Source organism: Pseudomonas sp. C2.3V (assembly GCF_058536325.1).
Genome location: NZ_JBZUBN010000002.1, coordinates 355,498 through 374,456, shown reverse-complemented (window position 1 = coordinate 374,456; position 18,959 = coordinate 355,498). Strand labels below are relative to the sequence as shown.

Genomic DNA, 18,959 nt, shown 5'->3' with positions numbered 1-18,959 from the left:
AAGTCAATAATACCAGCCTATTTAAGAGTGCTACTGACGAAGACAGTATCGGTGCTAAAAACAGGTAATCAGCTTTAAGGGTAGTGTCTGATGTGGCCCGCCGTTTGGGCGGGCCATCTTCTTTCTATCGTATAACAGTACTGGATTGACTGCTCGCAGCGTTGGATGTCTGCAGCAGACCTTGAGGCACCTTGAACGGATTGCCATAAGCCGTGATGTATTTGCGCCCAATGAGTGAGGAGCCGACCGTGTTCAAGTGGTCCCCATCCATATAGAGCGGTACATTCTCGAGCGACGAGTAGCAGCGTTCGGTATCACAGATCACCCTTTTCGGGTCGATCACAACAATGCCTGGATGTACCTTGCTCAGGTTATCGATAATCGTGTCGAAGTCCTTTTGCCGCTCATTCACCGCAACGACTGGAATAGAGCAGTCGCCATCCAGTTCGAAGGCCAGCTTCTTGATATCGCAGCGGTGCAGGTCTTCGCCCATTTCTGGAACGTCCTCAATAATGACAGGCGTAGCACCAGACGCCACAATCTTGGCCACTGCGTTTTGAAGACCGGTCTGCAGCGTGTTCATGGCGATAAAGTCGTCACTAGGCGCGTCGGGGCGGATACGGTAGAAATCCGTCATCCCCGGCTCGTTCAAGCCATACAGATACATGGCCCAACGCCCGGACAGAATGACGTACTTGAACTGACTCTTTTCAATCAGGTTACTGATGACTGGGGAGGTCAGCTCAATCGACTTGTCGACGTGATTGCGACGTGGGTTCACATGAACACCCGCCACACCTGGCAGGTAGATAGTATTGGAGCGGGTTATATCGTATCCGCGGAGGTTGGCCTCCTTGAGCATGACATCGATCATGCCGGTAATTGCCCCGGCGTGCGAATCACCTACCAGCAGAACATCTACTTCTTTCTTGTCCTGAACACCGAGTTTGCACTGATCTGCAGATAATGGATTCAACAGGTCCGCGCCGTTGAAACAGCCTGCCCTTAGCTTGGGGAAAACTTCCTTGACGTTTTTATCCATTGTCAGCAGCGTACTGTCGTACCTGGACGCAAAGCCTTCCAGCTTGGCAGCTATCACCAGAAATGACGTTGTCATCAGGACCGGCAAGAGATAAAGAAACGCGAAGGTGTTTTGCGGCTTGAATTTGATCTGAGTACGGAAAGGCTGCTCCACGAAGCGCCAGCTGAGGTATGCCAGCGCAAGGGAAACGCTGACCAGCATGATCTGATCTGTCGCCGTAATCTTTCCATGAACATAGTTATGAAAAGCGATCAGCGGCCAGTGCCATAGATACAAGGAATACGAAATCAGGCCAATGAACACCAGTGGCCGCAACGACAACAACTGAGACGCTACGGTACGATGATGACCGCCGGACCAGATAAGCAATGCTGCTCCCAGGCATGGCCAGAGTGCATTCAGCCCTGGGAAAGGACTTGCCTTGTCCAGTACCAACGCCGGTATCAGGATCAGAGCAAGACCTGCCAGACCTGCAAGGGTAGACAAGTGTTTGCCGGGACTACCCAGTGTTCTCCAGTGCATGGCCAAAGCGCTTCCAATCAGCAGCTCAAAGGCCCGTGTCGGCAAGAGATAGTAGGCGGACAATGGCTTGTATAGCGCGCCTAGCTCGGAGATGACAATGGCAACGACCAGTACGGCAAGGATCGCCCAGTTGAACAGTTGTTTACCTAACAGGCGATAGCCGAGCAGAAATAGCAACGGCCAGACAAAATAGTACTGCTCTTCAACCGCCAGTGACCAGGTATGCAGCAGGGGAACCTCGTGACTGCTGGATGAAAAGTAGCCATCCGTATCTTTCCAGAAGTAAAAATTCGAAAGTCCGAAGTAGGAAAACAATGCACTTCGGCTAAAGCCAATCAAATCGTTTGGTAATAAAACAAAAAAAGCGGCAATGCTTGTGCAGAAAATGACTACTGTCAGTGCAGGCATTAAACGCTTGATGCGGTTTAAATAAAAACGGGTAAAGCTGAAACTGCTCCTTTCGGCCTGAGCGGCAATGTTTTGTGTAATAAGAAAACCTGAAATCACAAAAAAGACATCGACCCCTATAAATCCACCCCCAAAACCAGAAACCCCAACGTGGTTAAGTAATACAAGCAGCACAGCTATTGCTCTTAGACCATCTATGTCACTTCTGTAATCCCTTTCCATGAATAAACATGCTCCGATGAGATGAGAACTTTCACGGCTGCTAAGTTAGTTCATGGCAAAAAAAGAGTAGAAGTTTTTTTGAGAATTAGATCAATTATTCGACATGTACTACGTGGTTAATTTATAAAGTAAACTACAAATAATGTGCGCTTAATATCTAGGACTATGTGATGTCAATATGGGTTGTAACGATTTTAATGAGTTATCAAATTGCCACTATATAAGGCGCAGCAGTTGATTGGTTCTCGTTGGTTTGGCTTTTAAAAAAAGAGTAAGAGGATAGGGTGAGGGAGCGGGCTGCTTCATCTTTGCGGCATACAAGATGTATTGGTCAAATGGCTATCATTGTTTAAGCAGGGTGAGTTTCTTTACGATGAAGGGCTCTATCGCACTGCTTTCATGGTGCGCGTCTGGTTAAAACTGAAGTCAGATGAGCCGTAGTGGCTGTCATGGCGTTTATCTGACCGATCATAAATGGAATTATTGAAAGAGAACTCAACCAAATGACGATGACCTTTGGAATTATATCGCTGTATATAATTTCGCTCTTCGTACTTGACCATGTCTTCAGCAAGACCACTATCCTGTCAAGTCAAGCGCTTTCACGATCTTCTCCGCTGGATGCACTCAGGGGCTTGCTGGCGACATCGGTCGTATGTTCCCACTTTTTTGTTACCTATAACTGGAAGGCAACGGGAGAGTGGGGCAGGTCTGATAATACCATCATGAACAATATGGGCGCGGTTCCCGTATCTATGTTCTTTATGATCACCGGATTCCTGTTTTTCGGAAAAATTTATAACAAAAGTAGTATTGACTGGAAAAGGGTTTTTAGCTCTCGAGTCAAAAGAATAATGCCTTTGTACGTTTTTGCTGTTCTAGTCGTAGCGGCTGTCAGTTTTTATCAGACTCAATTCCACTTGGTCAGTTTGCCTCAACTGGTGAAAGAAATAATACGATGGGGAATATTCAAGGGATCCTCCTTTAATGGATTTGAAGACAGCTGGTTGATCACGGCAGGTGTTCAATGGACACTAAAATACGAGTGGTTTTTCTATTTACTGTTACCGGTATTGGCAGCTCTTTTGAATCGCCAAGGCTATGGTTGGTATCTGGCTGGTTCTCTGCTTGTCGCCCTTGCTGTAATACCTGCACATTATTTTCACTTTATTGATGCGTCATTAGGCATTCTGTTTCTGGCCGGTTTCCTACCGGTGCTTGTTAAAAACCACCGTCCTCATTGGATTTCCAAGCTCAGGAGCAAACCTGCGGCGGTGCTTGCCGTGGTATTGATTGGTATCAGCATGGGGTTGGATGACTATTTTTCGTTGTTGCAAGTAAGCATGTTGGGCATAGCTTTCCTGATCATGGCGTTGGGAAACGATCTGTTTGGCCTGCTTAGTCGGCGCGGCCTCAAGACTTTGGGCGAGATCAGCTACAGCATCTATTTGCTGCATGGCATCGTTCTGTACGTTGTCTTTACGCTGTGCAATGGCTTTGCCGTAACCGGCGGAAGCGTTACCAGCTACCTTGCGTTTTTACCTTTTATCCTGTTGCTGGTGTGCGGTATTTCGACGATCACGTTTCTTATGATTGAAAAGCCATTTATCCTTAAGCCCAAGCAAGGCATTGAAGCATTGGCACCGCCTCCTTGATGAATTGTTAGTCGCTACGCGGCCTTGTGGGAGGTTGCTTTTTTGCGATCGGATCACAGCATAAAAAACCAGGGCATGCCCTGGTTTTTGTATGTAAGAAGGGCAGCCGCAAGGGCTGCCCGAATAGTCTTAGAAGTATTTTTCTATGTATTGAACACGTGGGCTGCTTTGAGCCTTCGACCATTGTTCGAGAAGCGTGCGGTACATACGTGACATGAACGTCTCGTCAGCCGCAGCGGTCTTGCCAACATAGCCTTTGCCACGATGATAGGTCTTGAAGCGAACCTTCATGTTCGGTTTTTCCTTCTCGAAGGCTTCCGGGTCGACGTTTGCCGGAAGCCGATCGATATGCACCTTGCCGGATGAGCAAATCCACAGGATGTGGTGATCATTTTTGTCCTTGCAGGAGGCATAAAGTTGTTTTAAGTCATCAAGGGTTGGGTTGTTGAGATCCATGATAGGGCTCCTCGTGAGACAGCTTCCGGTGGCACTCGGAAGGAAACGGTAAACAAGTCACTTACGGTAAAATCGGCCCGGATGGGCCGGAATAACGTTACTCGTCAATGGAACTGGTTCATGGTGTTGTCCTTGCCGCTCGCCTTGAGGGCTGCCTCGCCTGCGAAATATTCCTTGTGATCGTCCCCGATATCGGAGCCGGCCATGTTCTGGTGCTTCACACAGGCGATTCCCTGGCGAATCTCCTGGCGTTGAACGCCTTTTACATAGGCCAGCATGCCTTCATCAGCGAAGTAACCCTTCGCCAGGTTATCCGTCGACAGCGCCGCCGTGTGGTAGGTTGGCAAGGTAATGAGGTGATGGAATATCCCTGCCTCCCGGGAGCCGTCCCGCTGGAAGGTCCGAATTTTCTCATCGGCGATACGGGCCAGTTCGGTCTCGTCGTACTCTGCGCTCATCAACTTGGTACGGTCATAAGCCGATACGTCCTTGCCTTCGGCTTGCAGACTGTCAAAGACCTGCTGTCTGAAGTTCAGCGTCCAGTTGAAGGAAGGACTGTTGTTGTAGACCAGCTTGGCATTTGGAACGACCTCGCGGATGCGGTCAACCATGCTTTTGATCTGGCCAACGTGGGGCTTTTCCGTTTCAATCCATAGCAGGTCTGCCCCATTTTGCAGCGATGTGATGCAGTCCAGTACAACGCGATCCTGCCCGCTGCCCTGACGGAACTGGAACAGGCCGCTTGCCAGACGTTTGGGACGCAGCAGCTTTCCATCACGGTTGAGAATGACGTCTCCGTTCTTCAGTTCGACAGGGCTGATCTCTTCACAATCGAGAAAACTGTTGTATTGATCGCCCAGGTCGCCCGGTTGCTTACTGACGGCAATCTGCTTGGTCAGCCCGGCGCCCAGGGAGTCTGTGCGAGCGACGATAACGCCGTCATCTACTCCCAACTCGAGGAATGCGTAGCGAACCGCATTGATCTTGGCCAGAAAATCTTCGTGGGGTACCGTGACCTTTCCATCCTGGTGACCGCACTGCTTTTCATCCGAGACCTGGTTTTCCAGCTGGATACAGCAGGCTCCGGCCTCGATCATCTTTTTGGCCAGCAAATAGGTGGCTTCCGCATTACCAAAGCCCGCATCGATATCGGCAATGATCGGTACGATATGGGTTTCATAGCTGTCGATCTGTTGCTGGATTGCTGCAGCCTTGGCGTTTTCATCGGCTGCACGGGCAGCATCCAGCTCACGGAACAGGCCACCCAGCTCGCGTGCATCTGCCTGACGCAAAAAGGTATACAGCTCCTCGATCAAAGCCGGAACAGCCGTCTTCTCGTGCATGGACTGGTCCGGTAGTGGGCCGAACTCCGAGCGCAACGCCGCAATCATCCAGCCTGACAGGTACAGGTAGCGCTTGTTGGTGGTCTTCAGATGCTTCTTGATGGAGATAAGCTTCTGTTGGCCGATAAAGCCGTGCCAGCAGCCCAGGGACTGGGTATATGCCGAGGAGTCGGCATCGTACTCAGCCATGTCTTTGCGCATGATGGCCGCGGTATAGCGCGCAATATCCAGTCCGGTCCTGAAGCGGTTTTGTATCCGCATCCGGGCGGCATATTCGGGGTTGATAGCGTTCCAACTCTTGCCTGCTGTTTCTCTCAAGGCTGCGATGGCATTGATTTCATTTTGATAAACGGACATGGGGTCAATCCTTCTCGGCTGAAAATGACTTTCGAACAGTTTTTCCTACCGTGACCTGCGTGCCGCGTATAAGCGCAGCACTGGGCTCAACGTCGAGTGCGACTGAAGGAAGCGAAACAGCAGACAAGACATCTCTAGTGATACACCCTGCAGGGATACCGCTAAAGACGAATACCCTGGATCAGGTCGTTCACCTGATGCTGACCGAACCGCTGGGGTCATCTAACCGTTTCCGTACAGTTACAACTCTATGTAGTGCTTTATGGGCAGTTACTACAAAGGATGGCCCGAGGGTTACCCGGAGCGCAGCCAGAAGGCCTTTTTGGCCTCTTTCTAGCGAAAGCAGGGTTAGATTGCATGACCTTAAAAGGGTCGTCAATGCTTTTTTGTAGTGAAATTATATTTGTACTACAAAAGTAGTAGTGATCAGACGATGCGGCTACAACCCAGCGTTCATGCACCTTTTAGGGTGAAGGGGTATCCTGCTTTTGACTGATAAGTCACCTGGATGCATGGAGTTTTGTGCCGCTGAAGGAGAAAACAAAGAGGGAAGGCTCTAGGGTGAGGGCGGGCACTTTACAAGTAACGCCGCAGGCGATGGTCTAGTTTGCTCATTTCAACCCTTGCAACATGGTGACCGAGGTTGTCTGCCGTCCTTTGATTCAGTGGACGATGCTATCGGAACGATGTCAGGGCAAAGCGGTTCTTAACGTCATACCTTTGAACACTGCTGGAGCGTTCACTATGCAAGAGGTTGCAGTCACTCATCACAAGAGGCGTGCAAATGGCATTCTCCAGCATTATGTGGATGCCGGTAGCGGGGCGCCCGTCGTGCTGTTGCACGGCTTTCCTGAAACTTCCTACGCTTGGCGCCAACAGATCCCGGTGCTGGCGCAGCACTATCGCGTGATTGCGCCTGATCTAAGAGGTTATGGTGAGACTGAAAAGCCGTCGACAGGCTATGACAAGCGCACCATGGCCAATGACCTGTGTGCCCTGTTGGATAGTCTTGGGATAGAGCGTATAGCTCTGGTAGGCCATGACCGCGGTGCACGTGTTGCTACGCGCTTTGCCAAGGATCATCCACAGCGGCTCGAACGTCTGGTCGTTATGGACAATGTGCCAACACGAACGGTTTCCACCCAGATGAATGCAATCATTGCAAAGCACTATTGGTTCTTCATGTTTCATCTGGTGCCTGATCTTCCAGAACGTCTCATTTCAGGCAAGGAGGACATATGGCTTCGACATTTCTTTTCCGATTGGTGCTACGACCCCACGTCGATTACGGGCGAAGCCTTTGACCATTATGTCCGGGCTTATCAAATGCCAGGTGCGGTCCGAGGTGCCATGGCCGATTACCGTGCTAATGCTGAAGACCTGGCGCAGGATAATGAAGATGCGGACGTGAAAATCAGCTGTCCGACATTGTCACTCTGGGGCGCTAATTTCGAAGCAGTAGGCAAGTTGTTCGATATGCCGTCCGTATGGGCAGAGCTGGCCATAGACCTAAAGACCGTTGCCATCGACCAGTGTGGTCATTTACCCCATGAGGAGAGACCCGAGCGCGTTAATGAGCTATTGCTGGAATTCCTGAAGCCTTGGAAGGGCTAGCCCTGATGACCTCATGAGAAAGGTTAGACTGCGAACCGCCTTGAAAAAAGGCACCTCGTCTCATTTCTTCCAAAACGTGCCGCACATGGCGCCTGTGACTGCCTGCACATGGGCTAAATAAAGTTTCTGGCATGAACTAAATAGCATTGATTTGTCTACATGGCACATTGATGCTATTTCGTGAAGTAGATCTTCGTAACGAGGTATTGCATCTGCTGACGCAGGCGTGCCGTTACAAGACGCTTCATCATCCCCTTGGAGAAGGGTCATATCTGAACAAGAGGAGGCTCGACGTAAAGCCCAGCAGTAGTACCTGCATGGTAAGGAAGAAATCTGGCAGTTAAAGAAGTCGCTGGAATGCAGCGTGGGATAGGCATACGCAACTTAAAAGGATTAAGGCGATGCAGGAAACAATCGTACAACCTGAGTCATTTGTTCAGGGATTAAGTGATTACGTCAGCAAAGAAGACGCAGTCAATACCCAGAAGACCATTCATCAAGACGCCTTTATCCGGGGACTTAAAGAGCGGCTACCCGCCGAGACGCGGGACACCTTTACCGCCGAGCAACTGGCCTCATTGAAGCTGGCCTTCGGTACTCGCCCCTGGAGCAAACACCCGGTCGATGTCCGGACTACGTTCAAATTCTTTCGTAGTCGTTACTACTTTGTAATGGTGGCTGGCAAAGGTCATGCAGACGAGCAAAAAAGAACATCGGAGCTTTCGTTATTTGCCAAGGCCTTTGTCAAAGGCTCGTTGATGCTGATCTGGTTCACCGTCGCCTCCATTCTGCTGACTTTCTGCCTTTACATTCTCAAGTCAGCTCTGAATATCGACTTTTTCCCGGACTTTTCCTTTGGTATCTGGGACTGGTTTCAAAGTCTGTTTGATCGTTGAGCCCGGGGCACGTCAGCCAGTGTCAGTCACCTGCTGGCGGGCCCGAAAGCCCACGAATCGCCTGCTCGTGCTACAGAGCAGGCGGAGGGTCATTGCCTAACGAAAATCGGAAGGGGATTTCCGGACGATCTTAATGGAGTGGGTAAACGTCGGCTTGCGGGTTACGCTGATTGGGCGCCGCGTCACGACATCAAGCGTAATGTTCCAGAAGCCTGTGCTTGGAACCTTGATCTTGGCGGGGAACCGGTCAAACGCGCCGCCGTGATAGGTATGCCGACCGCCGTTTTTGAAACTGCGAAAGTTGGCGTCGTTCATGAGGCGAATATTGCAGGTCTGCGAGCAGTCGATAACGACCATATCACCTTCGTTAAGGTGCTCGCGCTGGTGTACGAATTTCATTGCAGCTCCACAGCGCTGTCTTTCAAAGGTGAACGATACCATAGCCCGGGCGTGGCTATCCTATGTGATTGGTCGTGTGCTGAGTCAGTAGTCGGTCTCACCTCTTCAACACAGGTGCCTATCTCCCGATCATCCTTGCGCGTGCAGTGCACTTACCCTTGCGTTGCTCTCTAATGCATCCACAGGCGAGCCATTTAATGGCGAACGTTAAGGGGATGAGGGTTCAATGACTATACGCTCGAAGATATCGTTTCTGCTTCTAGCTGGCCTGCTGGCTTGCGGCTCTGCATCAGCCATGTCCAGCTCAGTACCAATCGGCACGACGTTTTATGATCCCCAAAAGGCGTATGGCAGCTTTGTGCTGTTTGATGGCAGCGACCAGCATACTCACCTGATCGACATGAATGGCAATGAGGTAAAACAGTGGCGTTATCCTGGCTTTCCGTCGATTGCGCTGACGCCGGAGCAGGCTGGTGGAGAAAAAGGGCACGTACTTGTGCAGTTGGGAAACCTGGACAAACCGGTTTCCCTGGCATCATCAGGGAATGGACTCTACAACCAGGTAGTAGGGGAAGTGAGCTGGGATGGACAGGTGCGCTGGCAGTGGGGAAGCCGTGAAGCCCCAGCCTATCAACATCATGACATACGCCGTCTGGCGAATGGCGATACCTTGATGCTGACCAGTGAACTGACCCCGTTGGCCGGTTTTTCGGCGCCGCAAGTGATTGATAATCTGATCCGACAAATTGATCAAACTGGAAAACAGGTCTGGCAATGGCGGGTATCGGATCACCTGGATGAGCTGGGATTTACACCCGAGCAGATCTCACTGATTCGTGAGTCGGATGATCCGGATTTTCTGCATCTCAATACGGCAGCACCCCTTGGCGCCAACCATTGGCACCAGCAGAGCGATTCTCGCTTTGCGCCTGACAACATCATGGTTAGCGCTCGCAACGCCAATGTGGTCTTTATCGTAGAGCGCAAGACCGGCAAGGTCGTATGGCGGCTTGGGCCTGATTATCCTGAAGTAAAGCTGGCCGGTCCGGTGCCACGACCTGTAGACCAGATCGTAGGCCAGCACGACACCCACCTCATTCCTGAAGGTTTGCCTGGTGCTGGCAACCTCCTGCTGTTCGATAATCAGGGCAGTGCCGGTTTTCCTCCTGCACGCAAGGGCATTTTTTCAGCGTCCCGTATTCTCGAGATCGATCCCGTGACCCGCAAAATCGTATGGCAATATACAGCCGTACAGTCTGGCCGCGCACCCTGGACCTTTTTCAGTGCATTTATCAGTAATGCCCGCCGCCTGCCTAACGGCAACACTCTTATCAATGAAGGTCAGAATGGCCGTCTCTTCCAGATCACGCCCGCGGGGGAGATCGTCTGGGAATATATCAGCCCGTACACTGGCAAGTCGGCCCCAACGGATCGCTATGTGACCAACCGCGTGTACCGGGCAGAGGCGGTAAACTACGACTGGGCCCCATCCGGCACTCCGCATAAGGAAAATGCCGTAACGGCTGATTGCGAGCGTTATCCAATGGCACCCCAATGCGTAAAAGTCGAGGTGGATTCAGGGCAATAGCCTGGCAGGAAACAAGTGCCAGCGTAGCCCGGTTGCGACGTGAAACAATGGGACCATCCCTGTCAACGAACGATAAGGCGTTTCATGGCGATCGATGAAGAACTGACTCTGAAGAAGCTGGAGATCTTTCTGGCATTCATGCGCAGCGGCAACCTGGGGCGGGCCGCAGCCGAGCTCGGAACGAGCAATGTCAGTGTCCACCGGGCTATCCATTCGCTGGAGAGTGCGCTGCGCTGCCCACTGTTCAAGCATGAAGGGCGCAACCTCACGCCACTGGATGGGGCCTTCGTTCTGGAAGCACGGGCACAACAGCTCATGCAGGATCTGACCGAGACCATACGGCTGACGCGTCTGGCAGCCGGTTTCTCATCCGACCGTTTCCGCCTAGGTGCGTTGTACTCGCTTACAGTCAAGACCGTGCCCCAGCTGATCATGGGGCTCAAGCTTCGACGTAGCGAACTCAATATCGACCTGATTCTGGGCTCCAATGCCGACCTGACCTACCAGCTCAAGAACATGAAGCTGGATGCCATGCTCATCGCATTGGATGACGGAATGGCTGACCCCGATTGCGAGAGCGTTGAACTCTTTCGCGATGACATTTATCTGGCCGCGCCTGCAGACTCACCATTCACTCATCAGGATGTGGTCGATCTGCGTGATCTGCATGGAGTGCCTTTCGTGACGTTAACCGAAGGCTTCGCCACCTTCAGGGATGGACGCCAAGTGTTTCACCAGGCCGGGTTCGAGCCGGAGGTCATCATGCAGGTCAACGATATCTTCTCGCTCATGAGTATGGTCAGTTCGGGCGTGGGCTACGCGTTACTGCCGGGGCGGGTCGAGGCGGTGTATGAAAACCGCATTCGTCTGGTGCCGCTAGCCCCTCAGTACCGCTTGCAACAACGAATTGGCGTAGTGTTCTTGCGTAGCAAGGAGCGTGACCCAAACCTGCTGGCATTTCTTGCCGAATGCCGGATGTATGCACGCAAGATGAATGCGGAGCCATAAGGCTCCGCATCACGCTCAGCCAAAGATTGCACGTGTGACGAGAAAGAGTAACGAAGGTCCAAGCAGGCAACCGATCGCTGTATAAAACGCGGCCGTCAGACAGCCATAAGGCACCAGTTTCGGGTCGGTTGCAGCCAGTCCCCCAGCCACGCCGCTAGACGTTCCGACAAGCCCACCAAAGATGACAGCCGTGCGTGGGTTGTCCAGGCCAATATAGCGCGCCACAAACGGGGTCGCGACCATGGCCACGATGGCCTTGACCAGGCCTGCCGCAATGGAGAGCGCCATGACTTCCGAGCTGGCACCAATCGCGGCTCCGGTGACAGGGCCAACGATATAAGTGACGGCACCAGCGCCAATTGTGGTCAGGCTTACGGCGTCGGTGTAGCCAAAGGCAAGCGCCACGGCAACCCCTGCAATGAACGACGTGCCTACTCCTACAAACAGTGACAGCACGCCAGCAAGACCTGCCTCCTTGAGCTCGTCCACGTTAACGCCAAAGGCGGTGGCGGCAATGGCAAAATCCCTGAGCATAGCGCCGCCCAGTATGCCCAGACCGGAAAGCAGCGGAATATCTACCAATCCCTTCTGGCCGCCCGTCGTGACCCCGCCGATATAAGCCAAGAGCAATCCAAAAAAGATTGCAATGGCGGAGCCGTGCAGGCGGCCCTTGGTCAGCTTGGCGCTGAGCCAATAAGAAACCCACATGGTAACGCCTATCAGGGCAAAGGCGCTGATCATGCCGTACGCCTGGGTGACCTTGGTCAGTGATTCAATAATCATGTCAGTCACCGTTGTACGCTGGCCAGCTGATCAAGGGCAGGTGCTACCGTTTTTTTTCGGCCCACTTTGTTCAGTACTGGCACCAGGGCAAACGCGATGGCAATGGCTAGAAAGCCGGCAAGAATAGCCGCCGGGCCGCCCTTGAGTGCACCAGCCACATTTTGCTGGGCCGCCATGGCCACGACGATGGGAATGTAGATCGCGCTCCAGAACTCTACGCCTTGTTCGGTCTTGGGATGAAACTTGCCGTGCTTGCCGATCCAGCTACTTAGAAAGATGAGCATCAGCATGGCGATGCCAACACCGCCCACGTTTGCAGGGACACCGATTAGTTTGCCGAGCACTTCACCGATAAAGATGCCGGTCAGCGTGCAGATGGAGAGTAGAGCCACACCGTAGATAATCATTGTTATTGTCCTCTGGGTCGAAGTTCTTGTTCTTGTGCTTCGAAACGCTAGGCGATCTCTCTATCGGTCGCGATTGGCCTCCTCGCGCAGCAGCGCAGTAATGGTGTCGGTCCGTGTACCTTGAAACGCCACCGCAGTTCCGGGGTTGATGACGCGTTTGGCAAGCGTGGTCAGCACCGTACCGGGCACCAACTCAACGGTCAGGCGAACGCCGCGTTCCTGAGCATTCTGCAAGGTCGCATGCCATTCCACGGTGCGGGACATATTAAAGGCCAAATCATCGGCAAGCCGCGCTGGGTCCATGATGAGCCGGGCAGAGCTACCACTCAGGTAGCGTATCTGGGGACGACGCAAGGTTATCGGCTGGAAGGCGGCGGCGAGCCGATTGGCCGGCTCGGTCAATAAAGCGCAATGGGAGGGTACGCTGACGGCCAGGCGGCGTGTAACGCCGGTACCGCCTGAGCGAACCTTCTCGGCCAGGGCTGCCAGCGCAACGTTCGAACCGGACGCGATGAACTGTTGTTCGGCATTGCTGTTGGCCAGGAAAACAGGCGCATTGGTAGTCGAGGTAGCCTCTATCAGGTATTCAGCCTCATGACGTTGTAGCCCCAGCATCGCCAGCATTCCATACCCGTTGGGAAACGCCTCTTGCATCAGCTTGCCGCGCAGATCCACCAGCCTTAACGCATCGGTATAGTCGAGCGCGTTTGCTGTCACGGCGGCTGGGTAGGCGCCAATGGAAAGGCCGGCGACATAGTCCGGGGCAGGGGCCTGTTCCAACAACAGACGTGCACTGGCAACGCCTGCAATCAACAAGCAGAGCTGAACGGCATGTGTCGATTGCAAGGCCTCAGCGGTATCCAGCATGTCTAGCGACACGTTGAGGATGGCTTCAGCTTCCTGCAAGGCGTCTCGCACAACCGGCTCGTCTGGCAGCGCGTGTAGCATGCCTGGCTGCTGCGCGCCTTGGCCGGGGAACAGGAAAAGGCTGCTCACGCAGCGATCTCCGCCAAGTGCCAGGGATCAGTGACCAGACAGGCTCCACTGGCTCGCTTGAGCAGGACACGGCTGCTTGACTGCGCCCACTCACGCAAGGCAACGCCTCCCTGGGGGGTTTCCAGTTGAATGTCCAGGCGGCACGGTGCCTTGTCCAGCTTATTCAGCAGGGCTAATGCTTGTGACCGAGAAAGAGGTGCGGGTGCACGTATGAGCAGATCGAGATCGCTTTCAGCGTGTAACGTGCGGATACCCGTCGCAAGCTGGAAACCCGCACTGCCGGTCACCCCCCAGACGAGACCGGTAGCATCCAGGCAAGGTTTGGCCCATACCAGGGCTGTCATGGCAGGTAGATCAATCGGGTGACTGCTGACGGCCGCAACCAGTTGTTCGGGTGACCGGCTACGAACGACATGGTCCAAAGCCATCCAGGTGCCGAAACGCTCTTCGCGCCCACGGCCGCGTATACCTATGGCCACAACGCCGGGTTTGCCCTCGGCTCGACGAACAACGACTGGCTCCCCACCCGCGACTGCCGCGAAGGCCCATTGCGGTGCTGTGGTAGGCAGCTGCTCCGGGGTAAATCCCCAGAGCAGATCATGTGGGCGAGGGGCTGGCTTCATAAAGCCTCCATAATCAATTAGAGTTACCATTGCTCCAGCAGCTTTTCCCGCACCTGTCGTGATGCACTGCGGTTTAGGGCTTCCAGGCGGCCACGCAGATCATGCGATCCTGCCGCAATATCGGCCACGGCCTGTTGCAGGCATTCGCTTACCCGGTTGATATCGCCTTCGGTAGGACGTTCGATGCGCTCGACCGATAGCGTCTCCCACAAAAGGCCCAGCGAGGCATAGTTATCGAGGTCGTATGCCATGGGAGGAATATTTGCCGCCAACGCTTCCAGCTCGTCGACGCTGCGCAGGGTGATGCGTGCTGCTGATGCTTTGCCCATTGCATGCACCTCAACACCGGGATCGCGCAGCGCAATAAGGCGGTTGGCCTGATAGCCATGGGCAAGAAACGCACCGGACATTGCCTTGCCCACAATCAGACCCACCACCGGATGACCTGCGAGCCGAGCGCGTGCATACGCATCCACTGCACCTGCTAGGGCCTGGTGGATACCCAGTGCTTCCTCACGGCGGCCATACGCCTGGCTTGGTACGTCAATGATGGCGACCAGTGCGCGTTTGGTGACGTGATCGCAATCGGCCTCTATAACTTCATCAATGATCCGGCCCAGGCCCCAGCCTTCGAGCAACCCCACCTCACCTCGGCGAGCGCGGGGAAAGGGGTTTTGCTCATCAGGGACCACTGCAATCACGCGAGCCGGTAAGCTACCTAGTGTTGTATCGCAGACCTTTAGCGAGGCGGGCAAACCCTCAAAGGGTTTCGCATTAGGTGAAAGTGCGTTGAACCAGATCAGTCCACGTGTAGAGAGGTTCATTTCACACCTCCTTCATCGCCCGCGGCATATAGGTTGCGGACGGTTACCGCATCGATGGGTTGTTTGGGTTCAAGACGGCCGAGGCGGTCAAGAAACCAGGCGTACCGCCGGCTACGCTCGAGCGCAGGCTTACCTTGTCTAAAACAAGTACGAATCTGCGCATGAATCGTCTCGGTATCATCGGGCACATAGGCGTCGACAAGACCCGTCCCGTGGCGCTGCTCACCCCCGGTCAGGCTCCAGATGAAGGGGCGATCCCGAGAGTCATATTCTTCGATTCCCGCTTCCTGCTCGATGACTTGAGGACCATTAAGGCCCAGCCGTGCCTCTTGCGTCACGATCAGATAGCTGCACAGTCCGGCAGCGATGGACATACCACCAAAACAACCAACGGGGCCGGCGATAACGGCCACGACCGGTTGATACTCTCGGAGATCGACGATAGCCGCCTGGATTTCAGCAATAGCGGCCAGTCCCAGGTTGGCTTCCTGCAGACGTACGCCACCGGTCTCCAGCAAAAGCACGGCGCGGGTTGGGATACCGTTACGGTTGTCTTCAGCCGCCAGCTCCAGAGCGCCGGCAATCTTGGCTCCGCCCACTTCACCCATGCTTCCACCCTGGAAAGCGCCTTCAATGGCTGCAATCACAGCAGGCTGGCCGTCAATCGTACCCTTGGCAATGACTACGCCATCATCCGCTTGCGTCACGATGCCCTGCTTGGGTAACCAAGGCGACATCATGCGTTCAAACGGGCCGATCAATTCGCGGAAGCTGCCCTGATCAAGCAGGGCGCGAGCCCGCTGCCGGGCACCTAATTCAATGAAACTGCGAGGTTGGAGTAGGCGTGCGGTATCAGTCATGGCGCGCTCCTTCCAGCTGTAGTTCTTCCAAGCCCTGCTCAAGACGCAAGCGCACGACGCCGGGCGTAGCGCCAAAGTCGTGGATTTCGATATTTAACGCCGGTGGCGTCTGCTCACGAAACATCCGCTCGAACAGGTTTTGCCAACGTGCCGCACTGCCATTTACCGATGTCACGACATTCAACGTGAGCGTGCCAGCCTCACCGGGCTCCAGCAGCACCTCTAGGTCTCCCGAGCCAACACAGCCCACTAGGGCTTTACCCTGAGAGGGCTGGCCGGCCGGAAATTCAAACGTTAAGGTTTCCATGAGATAGCGCTCCTCTGCAGGCGGAATTCCAGGCGATCAAGAAACAGTGTGGCGGCCAGCAGATCGGCCGCGCCACCGGGGGACGCATTCAGGCGTAGTAACGCGTCGTCCAGCTGGCGCAACGCGCGTCTCCCAGCCAGGGTTGCGCTGCCACCTTGTGCGAGGACTACCTGCGCGCCTTGTTGAAGTGCATCCAAGCCCTCAAGGCCCGCCCGATGCAGGACGCAGGTATCCGGTAAAACGACCATGATGGCGATAAGGGCATCCAGCCGCGCATTCTGCTCTCCGGCGCCTTTCGCCCGGCTTTTCAACAGCTGTGGCAAACCGTGCCCTACCACAGCGGGAAAGCCCGCTTGCGCCTGTTCACGGGCGCCGGGAAGACCGTATCGGGCGCAGGCTCTGAGACCATGACTGTTCTGTACCTCAGGCGCAAACCGATCAGGCAGCCGCGCCAGCAGAGCAGCGCGGTGAGCCACGTCCGCAGGAGAACAGTGTTCCGGCTTAAATGCCGCAGCAGCAGTCAGCAGGCCCAGGGCCCAGATCGCGCCACGGTGCGTATTGACTCCACCAGTGGTTTCCAGCATGACACTTTCGCCCTTGCGGCCCAGCTGACCCAGCGTCTCGCGCAAGGACTGGTCCAAGTCCTTCGCAGCACTGGCGGCTTCCGCCATGTCTTGAAAGGTTTGCCGCAATGCATAGGCCGAGCTGTGCATCAACCCCAGGTTCAGGTCTGTATGGGCACCATTGCTGCGTCGATCAACCAGACCGGGCTTGGGCGAGAGGTCTGCCTCGTCGATAAGGACGTGCACAGCCAGATCCGCCAGCTGCCCGGCGATAGAAGAAGGAAGGGGTACCGCGATCAAGGCACGCATTACCAACTCCTGAATTTGGCTGGAGGGTTGTAGAGGCCGCCTGACCACTCGACAAGATCGGCAATACTCTTGGCTGCCAGGAGTTCACGTGTAGCGTCGGTACGGCGAATACCCAAGTCTTCCGGCAGAGCCAGCAGGCCGTCACGGCGCATCTGCTCGGTTCGTTTAGGATCGTGGCGTAAACCGATATCAGTCACGCCCGCAACCGCTGCAATCAATGCCCGACGCTCCTCTTGAGAGCGGGCCTTGTAGAGGTAGGCAATACCTTCCTCCGTCAACAGGTGAGTAACGTCGTCACCGTAGATCATCACCGGTGCCAGCGGCATGCCGCTTTTTTTGGCAACATCGACGGCATCGAGCGTATCGACGAACGTGGGTTTGCCACCCTCCTGGAAGGTCTCGACCATCTGCACCACCAGCTTACGGCCACGCTCAAGCATGGCGGTCGGACCTTCTTCCACCCGCATATCGAGCCATGCGGGTGTGCCGTGGCGACGGCCATGAGGATCATGTCCCATGTTGGGTGCGCCTCCAAACCCAGCCAGGCGCCCACGTGTTACGGTGGATGAATTTCCATCGCCATCCACTTGTAGCGTTGCGCCAATGAACAGGTCAACGGCGTATTGCCCTGCCAGCTGGCACATCATTCGATTAGAGCGCATGGAGCCGTCACGTCCGGTGAAAAACACGTCCGGTCGGGCTGCGATGTAGTTTTCCATGCCCAGTTCGGTGCCGAAGCAATGCACGCTTTCCACCCAGCCACTTTCAATCGCTGGAATAAGCGTGGGATGCGGATTGAGCGTCCAGTTACGACAGATCTTACCCTTGAGGCCCAGGCGTTCACCGTATGTAGGCAGGATCAGTTCAATCGCAGCCGTATTGAAGCCAATCCCGTGATTGAGCGATTGCACGTTATGCTTCTCGTAGATCCCACGGATTGCCATCATTGCCATGAGCACATGGACGGGCTTGATATGGCGAGGGTCTCGGGTAAACAAAGGTTCTATGTAAAAGGGCTTGTCTGCCACCACTACAAAGTCAACCCACGAGGCAGGGATATCCACGCGGGGCAGCTCACTTGTGTCGTCCACCAGTTCGTTGACCTGGACGATGACGATCCCATCGCTAAAGGCACCTGCTTCGATAAGGGCGGGTGTGTCCTCGGTGCTGGCGCCGGTATAAATATTCCCGTGGCGATCTGCTTTGAAGCCAGCGGACAACACAACGTTGGGAATCAAGTCCACCAACAGCCGTGAGTAGAGCTCGATATAGGTATGGATAGCGCCAACTTCCAACAGTCCGTCTTCGAGCAGCTGACTGATACGCAGACTCTGTGTGCCGGCAAAGGAGAAGTCCAGTTTATGGGCGATACCGCGCTCAAACAGATCCAGGTGTTCGGCGCGCCCTACGCTTGGCATGATCATGTGCAGATCATGGAGCTTGCCAGGATCGGCCTTTACCAATGAGCGAGACAGAAAGTCAGCCTGTTTCTGATTATTGCCTTCCAGCACCACGCGATCACCGGGAGCAATCAGCGCTTCAAGGGCTTCAACGATCCGATCGGTTCGGATGACCGCGCCTTCGGCATAGGCACCTGCCTGGGCAACTCGCCGCTGCTTTTCGGTGCGCCGCCGCGACCATTGAGGTGGAGGAGAGGTTATTGTCATGATGACTCCACGAAGTCCGCTGTCGTGGTCTCACGCTAGACCTCCTCAGGCGGACCTTCAATCAACCTCACCGTCAGATCGTTAACCTGAGCGTAACGATTTGAGGCGTG

Annotated in this window: 18 protein-coding genes; 5 read left to right on the top strand and 13 right to left on the bottom strand. The window is 54.4% G+C overall.

The window, feature by feature from the left end; genetic code table 11:
- Positions 1–124: 124 nt before the first annotated feature.
- Positions 125–2,194 carry an acyltransferase family protein gene (locus tag AC4LF3_RS21535; RefSeq protein WP_491836700.1) on the bottom strand — a complete coding sequence of 690 codons (2,070 nt, stop codon included), beginning with the start codon at positions 2,192–2,194 and terminating at the stop codon, positions 125–127.
- A gap of 503 nt (positions 2,195–2,697) precedes the next feature.
- Here AC4LF3_RS21535 and AC4LF3_RS21530 point away from each other — a divergent pair.
- Positions 2,698–3,849 (top strand): acyltransferase family protein, encoded by a 1,152-nt coding sequence (locus AC4LF3_RS21530; protein WP_181123519.1) that lies wholly within the window; start codon positions 2,698–2,700, stop codon positions 3,847–3,849.
- Between the two features lie 129 nt (positions 3,850–3,978).
- Here the strand turns inward: AC4LF3_RS21530 and AC4LF3_RS21525 are convergent, their stop codons facing one another.
- A complete protein-coding gene (locus AC4LF3_RS21525; RefSeq protein WP_010798964.1) occupies positions 3,979–4,305 on the bottom strand; it encodes a hypothetical protein in 327 nt (108 codons plus the stop codon).
- 104 nt (positions 4,306–4,409) lie between these two features.
- Entirely contained in the window at positions 4,410–6,005 is a 1,596-nt protein-coding gene (locus AC4LF3_RS21520) for an isocitrate lyase (protein ID WP_491836699.1), read from the bottom strand.
- Positions 6,006–6,749: 744 nt separating this feature from the next.
- Between AC4LF3_RS21520 and AC4LF3_RS21515 the strand changes: the two genes are divergently transcribed.
- Positions 6,750–7,619, top strand: coding sequence for an alpha/beta fold hydrolase (locus AC4LF3_RS21515; protein ID WP_491836698.1), 870 nt, complete (start codon positions 6,750–6,752; stop codon positions 7,617–7,619).
- A gap of 401 nt (positions 7,620–8,020) precedes the next feature.
- A complete protein-coding gene (locus tag AC4LF3_RS21510) occupies positions 8,021–8,515 on the top strand; it encodes a hypothetical protein (protein WP_010798967.1) in 495 nt (164 codons plus the stop codon).
- Positions 8,516–8,611: 96 nt separating this feature from the next.
- Here AC4LF3_RS21510 and AC4LF3_RS21505 read toward each other — a convergent pair whose 3' ends face one another.
- Positions 8,612–8,914 carry a DUF1883 domain-containing protein gene (locus tag AC4LF3_RS21505; RefSeq protein WP_010798968.1) on the bottom strand — a complete coding sequence of 101 codons (303 nt, stop codon included), beginning with the start codon at positions 8,912–8,914 and terminating at the stop codon, positions 8,612–8,614.
- A 226-nt stretch (positions 8,915–9,140) separates the two neighbouring features.
- On the opposite strand from AC4LF3_RS21505, the gene AC4LF3_RS21500 reads away from it, so the two are divergent.
- Both AC4LF3_RS21500 and AC4LF3_RS21495 read left to right on the top strand, forming a co-directional pair.
- Positions 9,141–10,502 (top strand): aryl-sulfate sulfotransferase, encoded by a 1,362-nt coding sequence (locus tag AC4LF3_RS21500; RefSeq protein WP_491836697.1) that lies wholly within the window; start codon positions 9,141–9,143, stop codon positions 10,500–10,502.
- An 84-nt stretch (positions 10,503–10,586) separates the two neighbouring features.
- Positions 10,587–11,510: a LysR family transcriptional regulator gene (locus tag AC4LF3_RS21495; protein ID WP_312270646.1), complete on the top strand. Its 924-nt coding sequence runs from the start codon at positions 10,587–10,589 to the stop codon at positions 11,508–11,510.
- 15 nt (positions 11,511–11,525) lie between these two features.
- Here AC4LF3_RS21495 and madM read toward each other — a convergent pair whose 3' ends face one another.
- Genes madM through mdcA form a run of 9 tightly spaced genes read right to left on the bottom strand, consistent with a single transcriptional unit; the run spans position 11,526 to position 18,852 of the window.
- Positions 11,526–12,290, bottom strand: a complete 765-nt coding sequence (gene madM, locus AC4LF3_RS21490) for a malonate transporter subunit MadM (protein WP_026003682.1) — start codon at positions 12,288–12,290, stop codon at positions 11,526–11,528.
- 8 nt (positions 12,291–12,298) lie between these two features.
- A complete protein-coding gene (gene madL, locus AC4LF3_RS21485) occupies positions 12,299–12,700 on the bottom strand; it encodes a malonate transporter subunit MadL (protein ID WP_010798972.1) in 402 nt (133 codons plus the stop codon).
- Positions 12,701–12,760: 60 nt separating this feature from the next.
- Entirely contained in the window at positions 12,761–13,696 is a 936-nt protein-coding gene (mdcH, locus tag AC4LF3_RS21480; RefSeq protein ID WP_491836696.1) for a malonate decarboxylase subunit epsilon, read from the bottom strand.
- Positions 13,693–14,319, bottom strand: a complete 627-nt coding sequence (locus AC4LF3_RS21475) for a malonate decarboxylase holo-ACP synthase (protein WP_286787986.1) — start codon at positions 14,317–14,319, stop codon at positions 13,693–13,695. Before AC4LF3_RS21475 ends, mdcH begins: the two co-directional genes overlap by 4 nt.
- A 23-nt stretch (positions 14,320–14,342) precedes the next feature.
- Positions 14,343–15,143 (bottom strand): biotin-independent malonate decarboxylase subunit gamma, encoded by an 801-nt coding sequence (mdcE, locus tag AC4LF3_RS21470; RefSeq protein WP_491836695.1) that lies wholly within the window; start codon positions 15,141–15,143, stop codon positions 14,343–14,345.
- Positions 15,140–16,003 (bottom strand): biotin-independent malonate decarboxylase subunit beta, encoded by an 864-nt coding sequence (locus tag AC4LF3_RS21465; protein WP_491836694.1) that lies wholly within the window; start codon positions 16,001–16,003, stop codon positions 15,140–15,142. Before AC4LF3_RS21465 ends, mdcE begins: the two co-directional genes overlap by 4 nt.
- Positions 15,996–16,310: a malonate decarboxylase subunit delta gene (locus tag AC4LF3_RS21460; RefSeq protein ID WP_010798977.1), complete on the bottom strand. Its 315-nt coding sequence runs from the start codon at positions 16,308–16,310 to the stop codon at positions 15,996–15,998. Before AC4LF3_RS21460 ends, AC4LF3_RS21465 begins: the two co-directional genes overlap by 8 nt.
- Positions 16,298–17,182, bottom strand: coding sequence for a triphosphoribosyl-dephospho-CoA synthase (locus tag AC4LF3_RS21455; protein ID WP_491836693.1), 885 nt, complete (start codon positions 17,180–17,182; stop codon positions 16,298–16,300). Before AC4LF3_RS21455 ends, AC4LF3_RS21460 begins: the two co-directional genes overlap by 13 nt.
- Positions 17,182–18,852, bottom strand: coding sequence for a malonate decarboxylase subunit alpha (mdcA, locus tag AC4LF3_RS21450; RefSeq protein WP_491836852.1), 1,671 nt, complete (start codon positions 18,850–18,852; stop codon positions 17,182–17,184). The genes AC4LF3_RS21455 and mdcA overlap by 1 nt, the downstream gene beginning before the upstream one ends.
- Positions 18,853–18,959 lie beyond the last annotated feature (107 nt).

What these genes read in the sequence shown, in the direction of transcription:
- AC4LF3_RS21460 (WP_010798977.1), bottom strand. Translation starts at nt 16,310, where the DNA reads ATGGAAACCTTAACGTTTGAATTTCCGGCCGGCCAGCCCTCTCAGGGT.
- AC4LF3_RS21455 (WP_491836693.1), bottom strand. Translation starts at nt 17,182, where the DNA reads ATGCGTGCCTTGATCGCGGTACCCCTTCCTTCTTCTATCGCCGGGCAG.
- mdcE (WP_491836695.1), bottom strand. Translation starts at nt 15,143, where the DNA reads ATGAACCTCTCTACACGTGGACTGATCTGGTTCAACGCACTTTCACCT.
- AC4LF3_RS21475 (WP_286787986.1), bottom strand. Translation starts at nt 14,319, where the DNA reads ATGAAGCCAGCCCCTCGCCCACATGATCTGCTCTGGGGATTTACCCCG.
- AC4LF3_RS21495 (WP_312270646.1), top strand. Translation starts at nt 10,587, where the DNA reads ATGGCGATCGATGAAGAACTGACTCTGAAGAAGCTGGAGATCTTTCTG.
- AC4LF3_RS21525 (WP_010798964.1), bottom strand. Translation starts at nt 4,305, where the DNA reads ATGGATCTCAACAACCCAACCCTTGATGACTTAAAACAACTTTATGCC.
- AC4LF3_RS21505 (WP_010798968.1), bottom strand. Translation starts at nt 8,914, where the DNA reads ATGAAATTCGTACACCAGCGCGAGCACCTTAACGAAGGTGATATGGTC.
- AC4LF3_RS21510 (WP_010798967.1), top strand. Translation starts at nt 8,021, where the DNA reads ATGCAGGAAACAATCGTACAACCTGAGTCATTTGTTCAGGGATTAAGT.
- AC4LF3_RS21515 (WP_491836698.1), top strand. Translation starts at nt 6,750, where the DNA reads ATGCAAGAGGTTGCAGTCACTCATCACAAGAGGCGTGCAAATGGCATT.
- AC4LF3_RS21500 (WP_491836697.1), top strand. Translation starts at nt 9,141, where the DNA reads ATGACTATACGCTCGAAGATATCGTTTCTGCTTCTAGCTGGCCTGCTG.
- madL (WP_010798972.1), bottom strand. Translation starts at nt 12,700, where the DNA reads ATGATTATCTACGGTGTGGCTCTACTCTCCATCTGCACGCTGACCGGC.
- AC4LF3_RS21530 (WP_181123519.1), top strand. Translation starts at nt 2,698, where the DNA reads ATGACGATGACCTTTGGAATTATATCGCTGTATATAATTTCGCTCTTC.
- AC4LF3_RS21520 (WP_491836699.1), bottom strand. Translation starts at nt 6,005, where the DNA reads ATGTCCGTTTATCAAAATGAAATCAATGCCATCGCAGCCTTGAGAGAA.
- AC4LF3_RS21535 (WP_491836700.1), bottom strand. Translation starts at nt 2,194, where the DNA reads ATGGAAAGGGATTACAGAAGTGACATAGATGGTCTAAGAGCAATAGCT.
- AC4LF3_RS21465 (WP_491836694.1), bottom strand. Translation starts at nt 16,003, where the DNA reads ATGACTGATACCGCACGCCTACTCCAACCTCGCAGTTTCATTGAATTA.